17 protein-coding genes are annotated in these 16,351 nt (G+C 56.1%); 3 read left to right on the top strand and 14 right to left on the bottom strand.

Going from position 1 to position 16,351, the window contains the following annotated elements; genetic code table 11:
• Positions 1–35: 35 nt before the first annotated feature.
• Positions 36–695 carry a potassium channel family protein gene (locus WMW72_RS29940; RefSeq protein WP_341419249.1) on the bottom strand — a complete coding sequence of 220 codons (660 nt, stop codon included), beginning with the start codon at positions 693–695 and terminating at the stop codon, positions 36–38.
• A gap of 186 nt (positions 696–881) precedes the next feature.
• On the opposite strand from WMW72_RS29940, the gene sspI reads away from it, so the two are divergent.
• Positions 882–1,085 (top strand): small acid-soluble spore protein SspI, encoded by a 204-nt coding sequence (sspI, locus tag WMW72_RS29935; protein WP_341419248.1) that lies wholly within the window; start codon positions 882–884, stop codon positions 1,083–1,085.
• 66 nt (positions 1,086–1,151) lie between these two features.
• Here the strand turns inward: sspI and WMW72_RS29930 are convergent, their stop codons facing one another.
• The 7 genes from WMW72_RS29930 to WMW72_RS29900 form a co-directional block, all read right to left on the bottom strand.
• The gene (locus WMW72_RS29930) at positions 1,152–2,234 is read right to left on the bottom strand and encodes a LacI family DNA-binding transcriptional regulator (protein ID WP_341419247.1); all 1,083 of its coding nucleotides are present in this window, start codon (positions 2,232–2,234) and stop codon (positions 1,152–1,154) included.
• Positions 2,235–2,420: 186 nt separating this feature from the next.
• A complete protein-coding gene (locus WMW72_RS29925; protein ID WP_341419246.1) occupies positions 2,421–3,188 on the bottom strand; it encodes a YheC/YheD family protein in 768 nt (255 codons plus the stop codon).
• Positions 3,189–3,402: 214 nt separating this feature from the next.
• Complete coding sequence (locus tag WMW72_RS29920; RefSeq protein ID WP_341419245.1) at positions 3,403–3,552, bottom strand: hypothetical protein; 150 nt, start codon at positions 3,550–3,552, stop codon at positions 3,403–3,405.
• Positions 3,553–3,685: 133 nt separating this feature from the next.
• Entirely contained in the window at positions 3,686–5,269 is a 1,584-nt protein-coding gene (locus WMW72_RS29915; RefSeq protein ID WP_341419244.1) for a peptide chain release factor 3, read from the bottom strand.
• A 34-nt stretch (positions 5,270–5,303) separates the two neighbouring features.
• Positions 5,304–6,371, bottom strand: coding sequence for a metallophosphoesterase family protein (locus WMW72_RS29910; protein ID WP_341419243.1), 1,068 nt, complete (start codon positions 6,369–6,371; stop codon positions 5,304–5,306).
• Positions 6,372–6,518: 147 nt separating this feature from the next.
• Positions 6,519–8,048, bottom strand: coding sequence for a glucose-6-phosphate dehydrogenase (zwf, locus tag WMW72_RS29905; RefSeq protein ID WP_341419242.1), 1,530 nt, complete (start codon positions 8,046–8,048; stop codon positions 6,519–6,521).
• A gap of 96 nt (positions 8,049–8,144) precedes the next feature.
• Positions 8,145–8,912 (bottom strand): YwmB family TATA-box binding protein, encoded by a 768-nt coding sequence (locus tag WMW72_RS29900; RefSeq protein WP_341419241.1) that lies wholly within the window; start codon positions 8,910–8,912, stop codon positions 8,145–8,147.
• A 195-nt stretch (positions 8,913–9,107) separates the two neighbouring features.
• On the opposite strand from WMW72_RS29900, the gene WMW72_RS29895 reads away from it, so the two are divergent.
• Positions 9,108–9,494: a hypothetical protein gene (locus tag WMW72_RS29895; protein ID WP_341419240.1), complete on the top strand. Its 387-nt coding sequence runs from the start codon at positions 9,108–9,110 to the stop codon at positions 9,492–9,494.
• A 123-nt stretch (positions 9,495–9,617) separates the two neighbouring features.
• On the opposite strand, the gene WMW72_RS29890 is transcribed toward WMW72_RS29895, so the two are convergent.
• The 3 genes from WMW72_RS29890 to WMW72_RS29880 form a co-directional block, all read right to left on the bottom strand.
• Complete coding sequence (locus tag WMW72_RS29890; RefSeq protein WP_341419239.1) at positions 9,618–10,073, bottom strand: GNAT family N-acetyltransferase; 456 nt, start codon at positions 10,071–10,073, stop codon at positions 9,618–9,620.
• Positions 10,074–10,331: 258 nt separating this feature from the next.
• Complete coding sequence (locus WMW72_RS29885) at positions 10,332–11,174, bottom strand: NmrA family NAD(P)-binding protein (protein WP_341419238.1); 843 nt, start codon at positions 11,172–11,174, stop codon at positions 10,332–10,334.
• A 67-nt stretch (positions 11,175–11,241) separates the two neighbouring features.
• Complete coding sequence (locus WMW72_RS29880; RefSeq protein ID WP_341419237.1) at positions 11,242–11,694, bottom strand: MarR family winged helix-turn-helix transcriptional regulator; 453 nt, start codon at positions 11,692–11,694, stop codon at positions 11,242–11,244.
• Positions 11,695–11,879: 185 nt separating this feature from the next.
• Here WMW72_RS29880 and WMW72_RS29875 point away from each other — a divergent pair, with 185 nt between their 5' ends.
• A complete protein-coding gene (locus WMW72_RS29875) occupies positions 11,880–12,560 on the top strand; it encodes a hypothetical protein (protein WP_341419236.1) in 681 nt (226 codons plus the stop codon).
• A gap of 120 nt (positions 12,561–12,680) precedes the next feature.
• Here WMW72_RS29875 and WMW72_RS29870 read toward each other — a convergent pair whose 3' ends face one another.
• From WMW72_RS29870 to WMW72_RS29860, 3 genes are all read right to left on the bottom strand, one after another.
• Positions 12,681–12,905 (bottom strand): hypothetical protein, encoded by a 225-nt coding sequence (locus WMW72_RS29870; protein ID WP_341419235.1) that lies wholly within the window; start codon positions 12,903–12,905, stop codon positions 12,681–12,683.
• A gap of 360 nt (positions 12,906–13,265) precedes the next feature.
• Positions 13,266–15,518 carry a sensor histidine kinase gene (locus tag WMW72_RS29865; protein WP_341419234.1) on the bottom strand — a complete coding sequence of 751 codons (2,253 nt, stop codon included), beginning with the start codon at positions 15,516–15,518 and terminating at the stop codon, positions 13,266–13,268.
• Positions 15,496–16,188 carry a response regulator transcription factor gene (locus WMW72_RS29860; RefSeq protein ID WP_341419233.1) on the bottom strand — a complete coding sequence of 231 codons (693 nt, stop codon included), beginning with the start codon at positions 16,186–16,188 and terminating at the stop codon, positions 15,496–15,498. Before WMW72_RS29860 ends, WMW72_RS29865 begins: the two co-directional genes overlap by 23 nt.
• Between the last annotated feature and the right edge of the window lie 163 nt (positions 16,189–16,351).

Here is a 16,351-nt window from a genome sequence, read left to right as displayed (position 1 = left end):
TTACTCCCTCTATTCTACAGCGGTTGGCTTTTATTCTATTCAGCGAATGTTTTTTCGAAATGCTCCAAATCCGAATTTTTGCCGACGATCACGAGCACATCCTGTTCGCGGATCAAGTCCTCGGCATTCGGCGCAATGTTTATCTGCTCTCCAGTCTTGATGCCCAGCACGTTGCAGCCGTACTTGGCGCGGATATCCAACTGTCTCAGGCTGCGGCCAATCATCTGCCGCGATGCCCCGATCTCTACAATACTGTAGTCCTCCGACAGCTCGATATGATCGATGATGTTCGAGGAGATCAGATGATGCGCCACACGCTGACCCATATCCCGCTCCGGGTAGATCACCTTGTCCGCCCCGACCTTGCGCAGCACCTTGCCGTGCAGCTCCGTCTGCGCCTTGACGACGACCTTCGGAACTCCGATCTCCTTGAGGATGATCGTCGACAGGATGCTGGCTTGAATGTCCTGGCCGATCGCAACGACCACAACATCGAAATTACGGAGTCCGAGTGCCCGGATGGCCTCCTCGTCGGTCGAATCCGCCTGCACGACATGGGTGACGACTTGAGATGCTTCCTGAATCCGGTCCTCGCTGGCGTCGATCGCCATCACCTCGTAACCGAGATTCGACAACGTCTTGGCTACACTGAAGCCGAACCGGCCCAAACCAATAACGGCAAATTGTTTTTTCATTGCGCTCTCCCTCTCCTTGCGAAGCATAGAAATAACGCGGGTACGATGCATCTATGTAGTATTATAAAGAATTCAACGAATAGAAGTCCAATGGGCTCCCGCCGAGTCCCATGAGCATGATTGGGCGGCAATTGGAGCATATTATAGGGGCAGTAACGAATGAAAAGTGAAAGGCGGAGCCATGCCATGAATTTGAATTTAAGACAAGCCATCCTCCAGCGTATGCATGATAAAAACGATGAAGAGCTGCTCGATATCGTCCAAGACTCCATCGACGGCGAGGAACGTGTGCTGCCCGGACTGGGGGTGCTGTTCGAGATCATCTGGAAGAACAGCGCCTCCGAGCAGCAATCGCTTATGATTACCACCTTGAAGGAGCATCTGGCTTAATCGGCAATCATCGCTTGCCTGGGACAGGGATGAAGCAGCGGCAGGATCCGCCGCTTCCCTGTCTCTTTAGTCTGTCCCGCTGCTTAGCTTAACGGACTGACGGATCACGAGACGGGTATCCAGCATACTGCGAGCAGAGGCATCAGGAATCACAGCCTCTTGCCCATTGGCGTTAAGCCTGTCCAGCACCCGCTTGGCTGCCAGAAAGCCCATCTCATAGAAAGGTACAGCTACGGTCGTCAGCGGCGGATCCGTGACCCGCGAGGCTTCCGAATCGTCATAGCCGATGATAGAATAATGCTGCCCAGGCTGATAGCCCAGCTCGCGCAGGCCCTGGATCAGCCCGATCGCCATTCTGTCATTGGAGGCAAATATCCCGTCGATTTCTCCTGAAGCGAGGTAGGCGGCCAGCTTATGTGCGGCAGCCACCCCGCTTTTACGGCTGTAGTTGCCCTCGTAATACCACCCGTCCGGCATGTCGCCGGGACGCTCCAGCTCCGGCTGCAGCAGTCCCGATTCCTTCATCGCCCGCTTATACCCCTGCCAGCGGTCCGCACTGTTCGAATACTCCGGAGAGCCGTTGAGGAAGGCAATCCTGCGATGCTGTTCACCGATTAAGTAACGCACCGCCTCATAGCTGCCCTGCACGTGATCGGCATCTACCAGATGGAAATCCTCGCCCGGGTACTGCTGGTTCACCAGACAGTACGGGTAACTGAATTCCTCCAGCTTCCTGAGCTCCTCCCTCTCCTGCGGCGTATCCGTAGCTCCGAGAATGATGCAGCCGTCCACCTTGTGCGAGCGGAAGAAGCCGCTGTAATCGCTGCCTTCCCCCGGAGCGCGGAACATCAGCAGCATATCATAGCCCGAATTCCGGGCCTGTTCTCCGATTCCGCTAAGCACCTCGGCAAAATAATAGGTCGAGAATATATGAACTTTAGGAACATAAGGAAGAACGACGCCTAGATTACCGCTCCGTCTCCGGGCAAAATTCTGCGCGATCGCATTCGGATGGTAATTCAGCGCGGCTGCCGCCTCCAGCACCTTCTGCTTGGTTGCCTCTTTCATCGGCCCGACACCATTGAACACCCGGGATACCGTTGCCTCGGAGACGCCGGCCATAGCGGCTACTTCTTTGCGGGTTATCATGAGTCTCACCCCTTGCACATCCACCATATAAAGTACACTAGCACGCGCTCATTATCTCCCGCACCGCCCTATGCTGTCAATACAGGGGCTTGCAGGCAAGCGTGATGCAGGTACGGTAATGGTGACGTCGCGGGCGCACATCATATAGACTTCGACCTTGTGAACAAATTGATGACCCGGGCTAGCTTAGAGCCGCCCATACGCCTTTGCATACCGGTACACACGACGGAAGACGGATTTATCCTTCAGCTTGCGGAAAATAAACGGGTCTGGAGATGTATTAACCTCCAGAATCCAGGGGAACAGCTTTTCGTCCATCGCTACGTCCAGACCGACCTCCTTGAGCCCCCGGTAGCGCCCGTGCAGCTGCTTCGCCACCGACAAGCCGAGCGAGCGTAAACCCTTAATGATCCGCTGCTTCTCGCGACTTCCTGCATAAGCCGACAGCAGCGACTCCACCGGCTTGAGCTTACCGCCGTTATGCACATTGGTCACAGCCTTGCCCTGTGCTGCGACGCGGCCAATCACACCCGTTGATTCCCAGCGCCCCACTGGAGACTGCTGCACCATCACCCGCAGATCGAAGCGTTTGCCTTTGTATTTTAATAAATGAATTCCCTTCTGTGCGAGGTACTTCCGCTTACGAACGAGCTTGGAGAGTGAGCGGTACAGCTCGTCATACGCAGGGAACGTCCGGATTTTCGTCCCGGCATGATAGGTATACGTCTCCTTTCCCTCCGATACGTACCGTTCGACACGGATCACTCCGATTCCATAGGTCCCGCTGTTGGGTTTTACATAGACCATGCCGTACGTGCGGAGCATATTCTGCAGCGTGCCCTGTGAAAGCCGCCGCGTATCGGGAACATGCCGGGCAGTCGCCGGATTCGACAGCAGTACCTTAGTCTTGGACCATTTACTGGTAACATGCCTCTGGTAGGTTCGCTTTCCCATGTCAACCACCTTTCCGAATGTATTGCTGCGCCATCGGCGGGAACAGACAAGCCGAGATATTGCGCTCAGCAGGCGACAGCACAGTCACCTTGGGCCATTAGCGGCGGAACGGTCATGGCTATAAGAGCGGTGTAGTCGACTTGTGCAAATAGAGGAAGCATGATGCGCTGCTCCACGTTCCGTCCCGCTCTGCTCTTCTCCCTCATCGCCCTTACTAGCGTATGCCGGATAACCCGGCCCGGTCATGGATAGCTGCCCACCGTCCATAGCATTTACCCGGTGTTTCTCCTCCGACAAGCTGCACGATGGCAGCTCTCGGCTGTACCCGGACATAAGCCGTTATCCCCCTAACAGCTACAACCAAGGGTCCACCCCATTCCGTCTGCTCATCTTCTCGTTCGCGTGGGCTCTCGTGGCCTCAGGATAGCCAAAAAAGCCTTCGCCTGCCGCCATAAGGCCGCATTGCGAAGGCTTTAATAACCGTAACCGGACGGGTATTAAGGTGCCGTCTCCAGGAACTTCAAATTCGGATTTTTCTCCATGGCTGTCCGCAGTGCATATTCATTCTCGAACAACGCCACATAATTATCATTCTTATCTTTCACAAGCTGGGAGTTAATACGGAATTTGCCGTTGTCGATATCGTCGCCGACCAGCCAGCGTGCGAACTGATAGGTCATCCGCGACAGCTGCACATCGACCCCGTACTCCCCTTTCATCCGGTGCTCGAACACTTCGAACTGGAGCTGGCCGACAACCCCCAGGATCAGATCCTCGAAGCCGATCGTCTTGAATACCTGGATCGTGCCTTCCTCGGTCAGCTGATCCACACCCTTCTGGAACTGCTTGTGCTTGAGCGCGTTCTTGACGGACACCTTGGAGAAAATCTCCGGCGAGAACGTAGGCAGCTCGTCGAACTGGAGACCGCCAATCTGGCTGAGCGTATCGCCGATCCGGAAAATTCCCGGGTCGAACAAACCGATGATGTCGCCGGGGAACGCATCCTCGACAATATCACGGTCCTGTGCGAGAAACTGCTGCGGCTGCGCCAGCTTGATATCCTTGCCGACACGCACATGCTTGACGCTCATCCCGCGCTCGAACTTTCCGGAGCAGATACGCAGGAAGGCGATCCGGTCGCGGTGTGCCGGGTTCATGTTCGCCTGGATTTTGAACACATAGCCGGAGAACTTCTCATTCAGCGGATCGATCTCTCCCTCATTGCTGCGGCGGGGCGCAGGGATCGGCGCCAGCTGCAGGAAGTTCTCGAGGAACGTTTGCACCCCGAAGTTATTGATCGCACTGCCGAAGAATACCGGTGTCAGCTCACCGGTGCGCACTTTCTCCATATCGAACTCGTCACCAGCTACATCGAGCAGTTCCAGATCCTGTACCAGTTGATCGTAGAAGAACTCTCCCGCGATCTTCTTCACGATCGGATCGTCATACCCGGTGACTGGCTGAACCTGAATCTCCTTATGATCGTCGCCCTGGAACAGCTCCACCTGGGTCAGCTTGCGATCATACACCCCGCTGAACTGCTTGCCCGAGCCGATCGGCCAGTTCATCGGATAGGAGCGGATGCCGAGCAGATTCTCCAGCTCCTCCAGCAGCTCGAACGGGTTGCGTCCCTCACGGTCCATTTTATTGATGAACGTGAAGATCGGAATCCCCCGCTTGCGGCATACCTGGAACAGCTTCTTGGTCTGTGCCTCGACCCCCTTGGCGGAGTCAATCAGCATCACGGCGCTGTCCGCTGCCGTCAGCGTGCGGTACGTATCCTCACTGAAGTCCTGGTGACCCGGAGTATCCAGAATATTGACCCGATGTCCTTCATAATCGAACTGCATGACGGACGACGTAACCGAAATCCCCCGCTGCTTCTCGATCTCCATCCAGTCGCTTGTTGCGTGACGGCTGGCCTTGCGGCCCTTGACCGTTCCAGCTAGGCGGATAGCGCCCCCGAACAGCAGCAGCTTCTCCGTCAACGTTGTTTTCCCCGCATCCGGGTGAGAGATGATGGCGAACGTGCGGCGCTTGCCAACCTCTCCTTCTAAAGTCTCGCGATTTGTCGTGCTCATGTAGATTCTTGTTCCTTCCTTGACATGTATTGGATTAACCCAGTGGAACCGTCCAATCCGCCTCGCTCAGCCACTTGCGGGAGATAAAGTCCCGGCCGCGCAGCGTCACACGGTCCGTATAGACCTGCACATACAATCCCTGCGCCTTGTCTTGGCTCACCGTCTCATACTTCCGGTTCATGACACGTCCCACCGAAGAGTTATGAAAGTAATGGAATCCGCCGTCCTTCACGTAATGCTCGATCGTGCCCTGAAAGTCCTGATGCGCATGCCCACAGAACACGAACACGTTCTTGTAGGGCTTCAGAATCTCGCGGAAACGGATCGCGGGGATCAACTGATGTGTCTGGCCATCCCGTCCCGCAGGGGGCAGCGGCTGATGCGTCATGATGAACACCGGCCGGTTGTCCTTGCGGTCTGCCAGCCGCTCCCGCAGCCATTCGAGCTGTTCCTCGGAATACCAGGCTCCCTCGCCGACATCGGGCTTCTCCTGCACATAGGTCTCCTGGGACAGCAGAATCAGGTGATGCTCCTTGACCCAGGCATCGTGATAAGGCTTAGGCAAGCCAAAAAACTTCTGAAACCGCTCGCGTGACTGCCAATCCGTCTTGCCGTTCGGCATCGTCTCCTGCTTGAATCGGCCGAGCTTGTCGATCCAGATGTCATAATAATCATGGTTGCCCATGTTCGCATAGACAGGCGGCAGCTCATAGCCGTTCATCAGATTCCGCAGTTCCTTGTAGTCCTTATCCCGCCCGTACTCTGTCAAGTCCCCGGTGAACAGCAGCGCCTCGATCGGTGTCTGGAATTCCGTGAGATCGGCGAAGGCCGCATTCACCCGCCGGATCGTATCGGGATCATCACGAGAAATATGCAAATCGCTAAGAATCAGAAACGATGCCAATGGAGCGTCCGAGCTCTTGTTTCCCTGCGGCTCAGTCCCGGTCTCCGGCTTTGGACTGGCAAGTCCCTCCGGACGGGAGCCCTTGGCCGCCTGTTGCGTCGATACCGACTTCTCAAGCAGCTTGACCAGACCGAACAAGGCGGCGCCGATCCATAGAAAAAACCAAATCAGCCATCCCAGAAACTTGCGTCTGGACATCTTTATTTCCCCCTTGCAATCTGAGCGCTTACTCTTCATCATATCATAATTCAGGAAGTGAAAAAAAGAGACGGTTTTGGGCGGCTTGCCCTCCACGTCTCTTTCTCTTACATCTTTGCTCAGCTGGGCTCAGGACCCGCAAGCTGCTTAGCGCTGAACGAACTCCCAGGCAACTTCGCCCTCGTCCTGGCCGTTAACCGGCCACCAGCGGAAGCCGTCTTCTTCGATCAGGCGCTGCGCCTTCTCTGGTCCCCATGTACCGGCCGGATAGTGCTGCAGATCGTCGGCTTTCTCTGGATTCTCCGCCCAAGCGGCAGCGATCTGGTCCACATACTTCCAGGCCAACGCCACCTCATCCCACCGGGTAAAGTAGGTCGAGTCGCCGCGCGCTGCATCATGCAGCAGCCGCTCATAAGCTTCCGGCGTATTCAGACCGACCTGGCAGCTTTGGCAGAAATCCATGGCTACCGGCACGACCGAGCCTTCCGAGCCCGGCTGCTTGGCATTCATTTTGAAATATATGCCCTCCATCGGGTTCACGCGGAAGACGAGCAGATTCGGCTCAAGCTTATGCTTCCGGGCCAGATATACATTGTTCGGCACATTCTTGAATTCGACGACAACCTCGGTTGTCTTGACCGGAAGCCGCTTGCCAGTACGGATGTAGAACGGTACGCCCGCCCAGCGGAAGTTATCGACAAACACACGCGCCCCGAAGTACGTCTCGGTGTTGGACACGGGGTTCACCTTGTCCTCCTGGCGGTAGCCCGGAACTTCGCGTCCGTTCATTAGTCCCGACGCATATTGACCGCGCACCGTGTTAGCCAGTACGTCAGCTGCCGATTCGAAGCCGCGCAGGCTGCCCAGCACCTTCACCTTCTCATCCCGGATGCTCTCCGGATGCATCCGGCTCGGCGCTTCCATGGCCATGATCGCCAGCATCTGCAGCATATGGTTCTGCGTCATATCGCGCAAAGCTCCGGAGCGGTCGTAGTAGCCTCCGCGCTCCTCTACGCCGACCGTTTCGCTCAGCGTAATCTGAATGTTGGCAATATATTTATTATTCCACAGCGGCTCGAAGAACGCATTCGCGAACCGCACGACATTGATATTCTGTACCATTTCCTTACCCAGGTAATGGTCGATCCGGTAAATATCCTTTTCTTCGAATACCTGGCGGATTTCGGCGTTCAGCTTCTCAGCTGACTTCAGATCATAGCCGAACGGCTTCTCGATCACAAGCCGATGCCAGCCGTCCGTCTCCAGCAGTCCGCCTGCCTTGATGTTATGCGATACGCTGCCGAACAGCTCTGGCGAAAGTGCCAGATAAGAGAGACGGTTGCCGCCGATGTCGAACTTCGCATCCAGCTTGTCCGTCAGGCTGCCCAGCTCGCGGAAGCCCTCTACATTATTGATATCCAGTGACATATATTCAAAATGCTCGGCGAACGATTCCCACTGTTCATCCTTGGTTACGTTGTAACGCGCAAACTCTTTAATGGACTCCAGTACATCCTCGCGAAATTGCTCATTCGAACGAGGACGGCGCGCCAGTCCGACTACGGCGAACTTGTCCCCTAGCTTGCGCTCCCGATACAGGCTGTAAAAAGCCGGGAACAGCTTGCGTCTGGCCAAGTCACCGGTCGCTCCGAAAATTAGAAATACAGCATTCGTCATGGTTTCCCTCATTCTTTCTTTAATGGTATGGGATATCGGGAGGCGAAAGTATCGCCTAACCTGTTCCCTTTAGCATACCCAAAATGAGAACCACTTTCAATACTCAGTCGTAATAACGGGTGTGCCGAGCGTCAATCTCCAGCTTCCATCCTCGGAATTGCTGTGCAGCGCAGCCTGGACATGCACCTTCCGGGACCCGCTGAGCACGAAGCCGGCCAGGCGGTCAGAGCCGTAGGAGCGGCTGATCGTACCCCGGTCCTCATAGCGCTCAAGCTCCTCAGCTTGCAGCAGTCGCAGGGACTTGTCAAGCGCCGATTGCGCCCCGCTTTCTGTCCGCTCGACAAGCCCGCCCTGTACGATAACGTTCCAGGCTCCCTCACGGAAGGAACCTGCAAGCGCAGTGTCTATGCGCTGCTGCATGTCTGCTGCGCGGTCTGCCGCTCCCACAGGGAAATCCTCGCACTCTGCGCGGACGATGACGTAGGACGAGTTCTCCGTCAACTCGGTCAGCAGCAGAGTCTGCTTGCAGCCATCAGCCGTCCGCTCCTGCCGGTAGACCGCATGTCCCTGCTGCTCGGCCAGCGCGGTGGCCGGCTCCATGCCAAGCCGCTCGCTCCAGACGCGGCCCATGACCAGCAAGCCGGTCTCGCCGGACACAGGGGCAGCCTCTCCGCCCTTCTTGAGCGTCAGCTTGACTGTTGCCTCCGCTCCCAGCGCCTCGGCGGAGGCCTGCAGCAGCAGCCGGGTATCGCGGTAAGAAGCCGAATCCTCCGGCCCGCCCTTCGGCTCCGCCTGCACCCTCCATACCGCTATCCATCCCAGCAGCAGGCATGCCAGCATGCCCAGCACCCATGTCTTCTTCATCGCCGATCCGCCCCTTCCGCCTCGTCCGCTTCCGAATCTATCAATCTATGATTCAGTATGTCCCAGACAGCTAGAGCGCATACCCGAAAAAAATAGGCGCGTTCCGCAGGGCCATCTGCCCAGTGCACCCGGGCGGTATCGGCATAAGTTGACAGTGTAGGCATAAAACCAGTCCAGCGAAGGGTGTGTTTCAGCATGAAGCGGATTTACCCGATTTCCGAAGCAGAATGCAAGTCTCATTACGGCAAGCCCGTACTGATCATTATGCATGACGGCAGCGAAGTCTACGGTATTCTGTCCCGGATCGAGGACGGAAGGCTGATACTCGGTGCCGAGGAAGAGGGCGGCGAAGCTATCGTCGAGGCGCAGGCTTCGGCGAAAGCCAGAGCTAGAGCCCTCAAGAAAACGAATGGCCGCGCTGGCAAGAACGGCAAGGCCCTGATCTCGAAAGCCGGCGAGGCTGTCAAAACGTCAGCCTACCCTTACGGGCCGTACCCGTATCCGCCTAACCCCTTCTTCCCCGGACGCGGCCGGTTCATTCTCGATCTGGCTCTGATCGCCTTGCTGTTTGTTCTGATTTGATCCGCCCGTCGTACATGCACAGAGCGAAGCCGCCTGTCACCGGTCAGACGGCAGCAGGCGGCTCCCGAAGCAAGGGCCCGTCTCGACAGTTTCCGGAATTGGAAAATAAGAGAGAAAAACCTGTCACGCTCCCGCGAACGTAAGCCTCTTGGTTAGCAAGTAGCAGCGCATAGCCGGGTCGAAATGAACCGGTATATAGCCGAGCCGCTCATAGAAGCCGCGGGCCCGTTCATTGCCTTCGTCAACCCACAGTACGATCTCCGGCAGATGCAGCAGCTGAGCCTTCCGCTCGGCAAACCGCATGAACCGCTTACCGAGTCCATGGCCCTGGTATCTAGGGTGAACAGCCAGCAGCTCCACCGTGAGGCGTTCCCGGTCGGTGCGGAGTGCGATAAACCCTACTGCTTGCCGGCCTGGAGCGAGCTCCACATAGGTTGTACAGCCGCGAAGGCGCTTGCGCAGCTCGGGGCGGGTCACCTGCAGCCCGGGTACCGTCTCGCGCGCGAAGGGCAGCAGTTCCTTCTCGACAAGCTCATAAATGACGCGGTCATCGCGTCTGGGAACACGTTTGCGGAGCATGGCCATCCCGCCTTTCAGCCGCCTGATGTCCTGTAAGCGGAACCCCAGGCTATGCTTCAGCGTATGTGCCGACCGTATGAAACGTTAATCCAGACGCCCTCATTCCCTGTACTTTTTACCGATGAACGACAGAAAAGGGACACAGCGGGTGAGTACGACCTAATCACGATTGCATGCGCAACAGGCTCATTCCAAACCTAACTCTCCTCCCGCGCCGGGCAAGCAATAAGCCATCTGGCTGTAAGCAATCTGAGGAGGTCAAGCACGGGGGCTCCGCGGCTCGATGGAAGGGGCATCCAGAAGCTTGCGCACCTCATCCTGCAGCGAGCTAAGCGGGTACCCGGCAAGCCGTTCCAGATCGGGGGATACCGACTTCAGATCCGATAGAGTCAATGAGCTGTAGAGCGGACTATTCAGCGCAGCATCCGTCTGGCGGACAACCTTACGGCCTGACAGCTCGGATAAGACCCGTGCCAGGTCCGCCAGATTCCAGGTTCGGGGAGCCGTTAACTCATAGCTCCGGTTCTCGTGGCCCTCCTCCCTCAGCACGGCGGCAGCCGCAGCAGCCAGATCCTCCCGTGCAGCGATATTAAAGCTCCATTCCCCCGGCGGGCTCAGCAGAAGACCTCCGGCCATTGCCTCTCTCAGGCCCAGGAACCGGAGAAGATCCATATACAAGCTGTTCCGCAGCATCGTATAGGGGATACCCGAGCGGCGGATCGCTTCCTCCGTGTCCAGGTGAAGCCGATGAAGCGGCAGCTTGCCCTTGTCCGCATAGGCCATGCTGGTGTAGGCGATATGGCGGACTCCCGCCTCCCGGGCCGCCTCCAGGGCTGCTTGATGCTGGCGGAGTCTGACCACGTCATCCCGGTGGGGAGAGGAGATCAGCAGCAGCTTGCCCGCTCCCTCGAACGAGGAGACCAGCGATGCCGGAACGTCATAATCGCCATATCGAACCTCCACGCCTTCCTTCTTCCAATGTTCCGCCGCTTCCGGCTTACGAACGCTGACGATCAGCTGCCCTCCAAGCTTGCGGTCGATGAGCTGCCGGACGACCAGCTTCCCGAGATTGCCCGTTGCTCCTGTTATGACGATCTTCATGCTAAACACCTCTTCTTCGTTATTTAGTTAAATATTTAACTATATGATCAAAAAAGAAAGGCGTCCGTTAGACTGCCCCTTTCTGTAAGGTATGGAGCGCTGCCAGCAATTGGCGCAGCTCCGACTCGCCGAGGCTCTTCATCTGATCGGCTATGATCTCTCGGTTACCCGGCAGTACCTCCCACAGCAGACGCTCCCCTTCGGGGGAAAGCTCAATTCTCCGCTTGCGCCCGTCCTCCGGATGGCTGGAGCTCCGGATGTAGCCAAGCTGCTCCAGCGGGCCCAACAGCACGCTGATATTCGCCTTGGTCACTCCGATCCGGCCGGCCAGCGTAGACGGCAGGACCGAGCCGCCTTCCTTGGCGATCTCCACAAGCAGACGGATGCGCGCTCCATTCAGCCCGAGCGAATGCCAATATTTCTCGGAGATGCCAATCAGTCGGGCCGTCGTATCGACCAACGCAAAAAAAGCCTGTACCTCGAGCGAATGATTGTTCACATATTCCTGAATCTTCTTCACCGCATGCTCACCTTCATATAGTTAAATATTTAACTATTATTAATCTACTGCAAGAGCTTACGGCTGTCAATCTTGCTTTTATGTGGATTTCCCGATTAGCCTTCGTTTACGCTTGCCCGCCTTGTGGGTTATAATGGAAGAAAGCTCAGCTTCGGATTAAAGCCATAGCAAAAGGAGGCATTCCTATGATAGCACCTGTCGGAAGCGTATTCCGTACCTACGAAACCCATGCGCAGTGGGTCGCGTTCGATCGGGCCCAGCAGTCGCGGACCAGTCCTGTCTCACGGATCACCAGAGCGGTGTTTCCGGATTCGACGATGGCCGGACACCGGTTCGACCGCTTCGCCAAGCAGACTGCTGCCGATCTGGCCGATATCGCGGCCAAGAACGAGCAGACAAAACAAACGGCCGAGACCGCACGCCATTCACTGAGCGCCGGACCGGAAGCATCCGTTAAGGCAGCCAAGCAGCTGGCCCAGGGCTACAACGATGTCGTCACCGCCTTGGGCGACGCAGGGGCCATGCTGCGCTCCACAGCCCGCAAGTTCTCCTCCAAGCTGCCGTTCGACCAGCTGGCGGAGCTCGGGTTCGAACGGCAGCCAGACGATACGATCGTCCTGAACCCGGAGACGTTCGCCAAGCGAACGGCCGAGCGGCCACAGGAAACCACAGAGGCGCTGGCAGGCTTCGCCGACCGGCTGGCGGAAGCATCTAGCACGATGCGGACGATGACCGCCGCCCAACTGCTCGAGACCCGTAATACCGCCCTGCGGGGGCTAGGCGGCTACACCGTTACTCCTGGCGGCAGACTTGGCAGCTATCTGCCGCTGCCGATGACAGGCACTCTGCTCGATACGTATATGTGAAGCGTTCCCTAGCTGAAATACCAATAAGCGACCGGTCATGCCCAAGTCATGACCGGTCGCTCTATATGTATGACTGAAGGCTCCCGAGGTTGTCAGCCGCTATCCTGCTGTCACCCGCGATCAGCCGACGCTCTCTGTCCCGCAAACTGCCTGCTTGCGTACCAGCAGCGCATGCTTCATCGTCACCTTACGAACCCGTTCCGTTTGGCCGGCTACCGGCAGGCCGAAGAAATCATCCGCTTGGAACAGCTCGCGCAGCGCGCCTGCGGCCGCAACCTGTGCCCCATCCTCATGCTGGAGAAGATAGTGGGCGATCTCGTAGCTGAGCGCCTCATAGCGCCTCAAGATCTCTGCTTTCTTTTCGTATGACAGCCTCTTGTTCTCTTGCAGCTGGTCCTTCTCCCTCTCAGGTATCACCGTGCCCCTCACTGAACTCCCTCTTCTCTTTCCCGGATCGGCAGCCGACGCTTTCCGAATCGGGTTTGTATCCTGACGCAGTTCCGGTAGAGACTGGCAAGCGCTTCACAGCAGCTCCCCGAGGAGCATGCAGACATGCCGTTCTCCCCTTAGCTGCACTAGACGTTCGGACCTGATACCTAATAGACGCCGCAGAGGGGGAAAATCACTCACTTGTAAAGAAAATTTTATGATTCTAAGCAATATTTATCTTTAATAACCACTTTTCCCGACGGTTGCCTGCTCAGATCACTCCTCCCGTGCGGGAGCAGGCTTCCTGAATATAGCTACGGCCTTGAAGTAATCGCCGTCAATATCGATTCGAAGCTGCCCTCCCTGCAGCTCCATGATGCTGCGGGCAATCGCCAGCCCGAGACCCGAGCCCTCCGTATGGCGGGATTGATCACCGCGCTTGAAGCGCTCGAACAGTTCCTGCGGATCGAAGTCAATCGGATAAGCCGAAACATTGCTCAGCCGGAGACACACGCAATCCGCTTCTTCTTCGAGCTTGATATGAACCCGCGTTCCCGACAGGCTGTAATTCAGCACGTTCTGCAAGAGATTCTCCAGCACTCTCCACGCTTTCTTCCCGTCCAGCATAGCGATAGCCGGTGAAGGACCCAGATCGAGAACAACTCTGAGGTCAGCCGCCTCCAGCCTGTCGCTGAACTCGGCTACCGCCTGCTGCAGCAGCGCCGCCAGATTAACGGGCTCCAGCACAGGCTCCACCGCTCCACTGGCCAGCTTGGACACCTCAAACAGATCGTCGATCAGCACCTTCAGACGCTGTGATTTGCGGTCTAGTACCTGTATATAACGTCCGCGCTCCTCCGGCTCCAGCTCATCGGATTGCAGCAGCGTAATATAGCTGATCATCGAGGTAAGCGGCGTCTTCAGATCATGCGATACATTCGTGATCAGCTCCGTCTTGAGCCGCTCGCTTGTCAGCCGCTCCTCCAGCGCCGAGCGAAAGCCTGCCTGCAAGCCGCTTAGCTGCCGGACCATCTGCTCCAGCTCTCCCTTACCTTGCCCCTCCGGGATCTCTACGCTCAGATTGCCTGCCGCCATCTCACGGACTCCGGCCATCATGCGGCTTAGCACCCCGATCTGAACCAGCACATAGGGGATGACTGTGACGGTGTACAAGATTACATAACTGAGCGGAATCCAGGCTCGAGACTCCATTCCGTACAGCACACCGTTTTCCCGTGCCATGCTGATCGCAGGTCCGACCAACGCCGTCAACCCGAGAATAAGCAGCGTCTTCCACAGTAGACTCCGGACCAGCCAGGGAGAGCGGATGGAGTGCAAGCTTCTGACTAACAAGCTGCCCTCTCCTTGTTCGCTGCTAGGTGCTCGCCCCTTCCACCACATCCTGATATCCCGGAACCCTATACTTAAATATCCGATCAAACAACTTAGCGGCAGCCAGTTGACCGGTTGAAAGAATAAGTAATCAGGAGCATCTATGAACTTAGTCCAAAATTGACTGAGCAGCCCCAAGCTTACGCAAAGCAATATTCCTATCCGAAGCTCAACAGGAATACGCTTTCTGTAGATCGTGCTCCATTGGATAGCTAGGTTTTGCCGGACCTTGCTGCGCTTTGTGTATACAAGCAGAACTACAGCAAGAATCAAGCATCCAGCTAAGGACCGCAGCCCCTCACGTATTCTCTCTATCGTCTGAAATCGCCCGATATAGTCCTCATAGAAGGACATATTGATCCCATTGGCTTCATTTTTGGGCTTCACGGCAGCGTTAAAAGAAAAGATTCCCTTCAAATGGTTCTGTTCAAAATAGGCACTAAGCTCGTTCAGCCCTACATCATCGGAAGACGCCGTCAGAGGAAAAACAAGCGTGCGCACCTCACGGGTATTCGTTAATGGCTGTTCCGCCTCCAGTCCGCTTTGGCGATTCGTATAGACCCTCGAGGTCTGCAGATCGGTAAGCGTATAGGTAACGATACCGTCGATCCAGCCGACGGCTTGCTTCACATGCCTGTACTCCGCTTCCAGCTCTTTGAGCCGAACGAGAGCAAGCTGTGGATACATCGCGTTCCATGCCGCCTCCCACTCCGGATCCCATTCGTTTTTCTTCCCAAGAATCTTTTGCTCGACCAACAGCCTAAGCAGCATCCTGTAAGATTCCCGTGACTGCTCTTGAAACTTGCTTACCAGTCCCACTGGGTACTCGAATTCTGCATTCCAGCTCGTTTGGGCAACTTCTTCTTTAAGCTCATTTTTGAGTCCTTCCAGCTGACCTCCCAGTTTTTCTTGATCGCTCAGGCTGTCAAAGTCCTTGAAGTCCACCCGGTACTTTACAATATCTCTGACATTGAAGATAGCTTGATTGTATAGATTAGGCTTCCAATAGGAGGACTTGGATAACGAAGCCTGTAGCCTCCCAATGTCCAGTGCTATCAGTATGCCTGCCGAGGTTACTGCCACCAGCAGAATCCAACCCCCGATCGCTACAGCCTTATTTCTCCATTTTGTACCCAATGCCCCATACCACCTTCAAATATTTCGGTTCCCGCGGATTGATTTCGATCTTCTCGCGGATGCGACGGACATGGACGGCCACGGTATTCTCGCTATTGAAGCAGGGCTCTCCCCACACGAGCTCATAAATTTCCTCGATCGAGAAGACACGACCCTTATGCTCCATCAGCAGCTCCAGAATCTTGTATTCCGTTGCGGTCAGACGAACCTCCTGTCCGTCCACCTCCATCGTCTTGGCGCTTTTATTCAACAGCAGACCCCGGATCTGAATGACATCATCGCTCCCCTTATAGGTGCCCAGATGCGTGTATCTTCGCAGCTGGGACTTGACACGTGCTGTCAGCTCCAGCGGATTGAACGGCTTGCTGATGTAATCGTCGGCACCGGCATTCAGTCCGAGAATTTTGTCCGTGTCCTCGCTTTTGGCCGATACAATCACGATCGGAATATTTCGTGTCTCCCGGATGCGGAAGGTCGCCTGCAGGCCATCCAGCCTGGGCATCATCACATCCAATACGATCAGATGAATCTCATGCTTCTCCAGCTGCTCCAATGCCTCCAGACCGTCACGGGCCAGAAAGACCGTAAGACCTTCTTGCTTCAGATGGAGAGCGATAGCTTCGCGGATTTCTTCATCGTCATCCACAATCAATACGTTGCCTAAGATCATATGAACCACCTTGCCGAGTAATGGGTTTGTCGTTTACGCGCGCTAACGGGTAACCACAATATTCAGTGTACCTGAACATTCTGACGAAAGACCGGATGATTTTCTTACAAATGTCTGACGTTTATAGTCGGGACCAGCAGCGACAGCCGGATGATTTCTCCCT

The organism is Paenibacillus filicis (assembly GCF_038070315.1).
GTDB lineage: Bacteria > Bacillota > Bacilli > Paenibacillales > NBRC-103111 > Paenibacillus_G > Paenibacillus_G filicis.
Note: the sequence above shows the minus strand (reverse complement) of the source record. Positions and strands in the feature narration are given on the sequence as shown.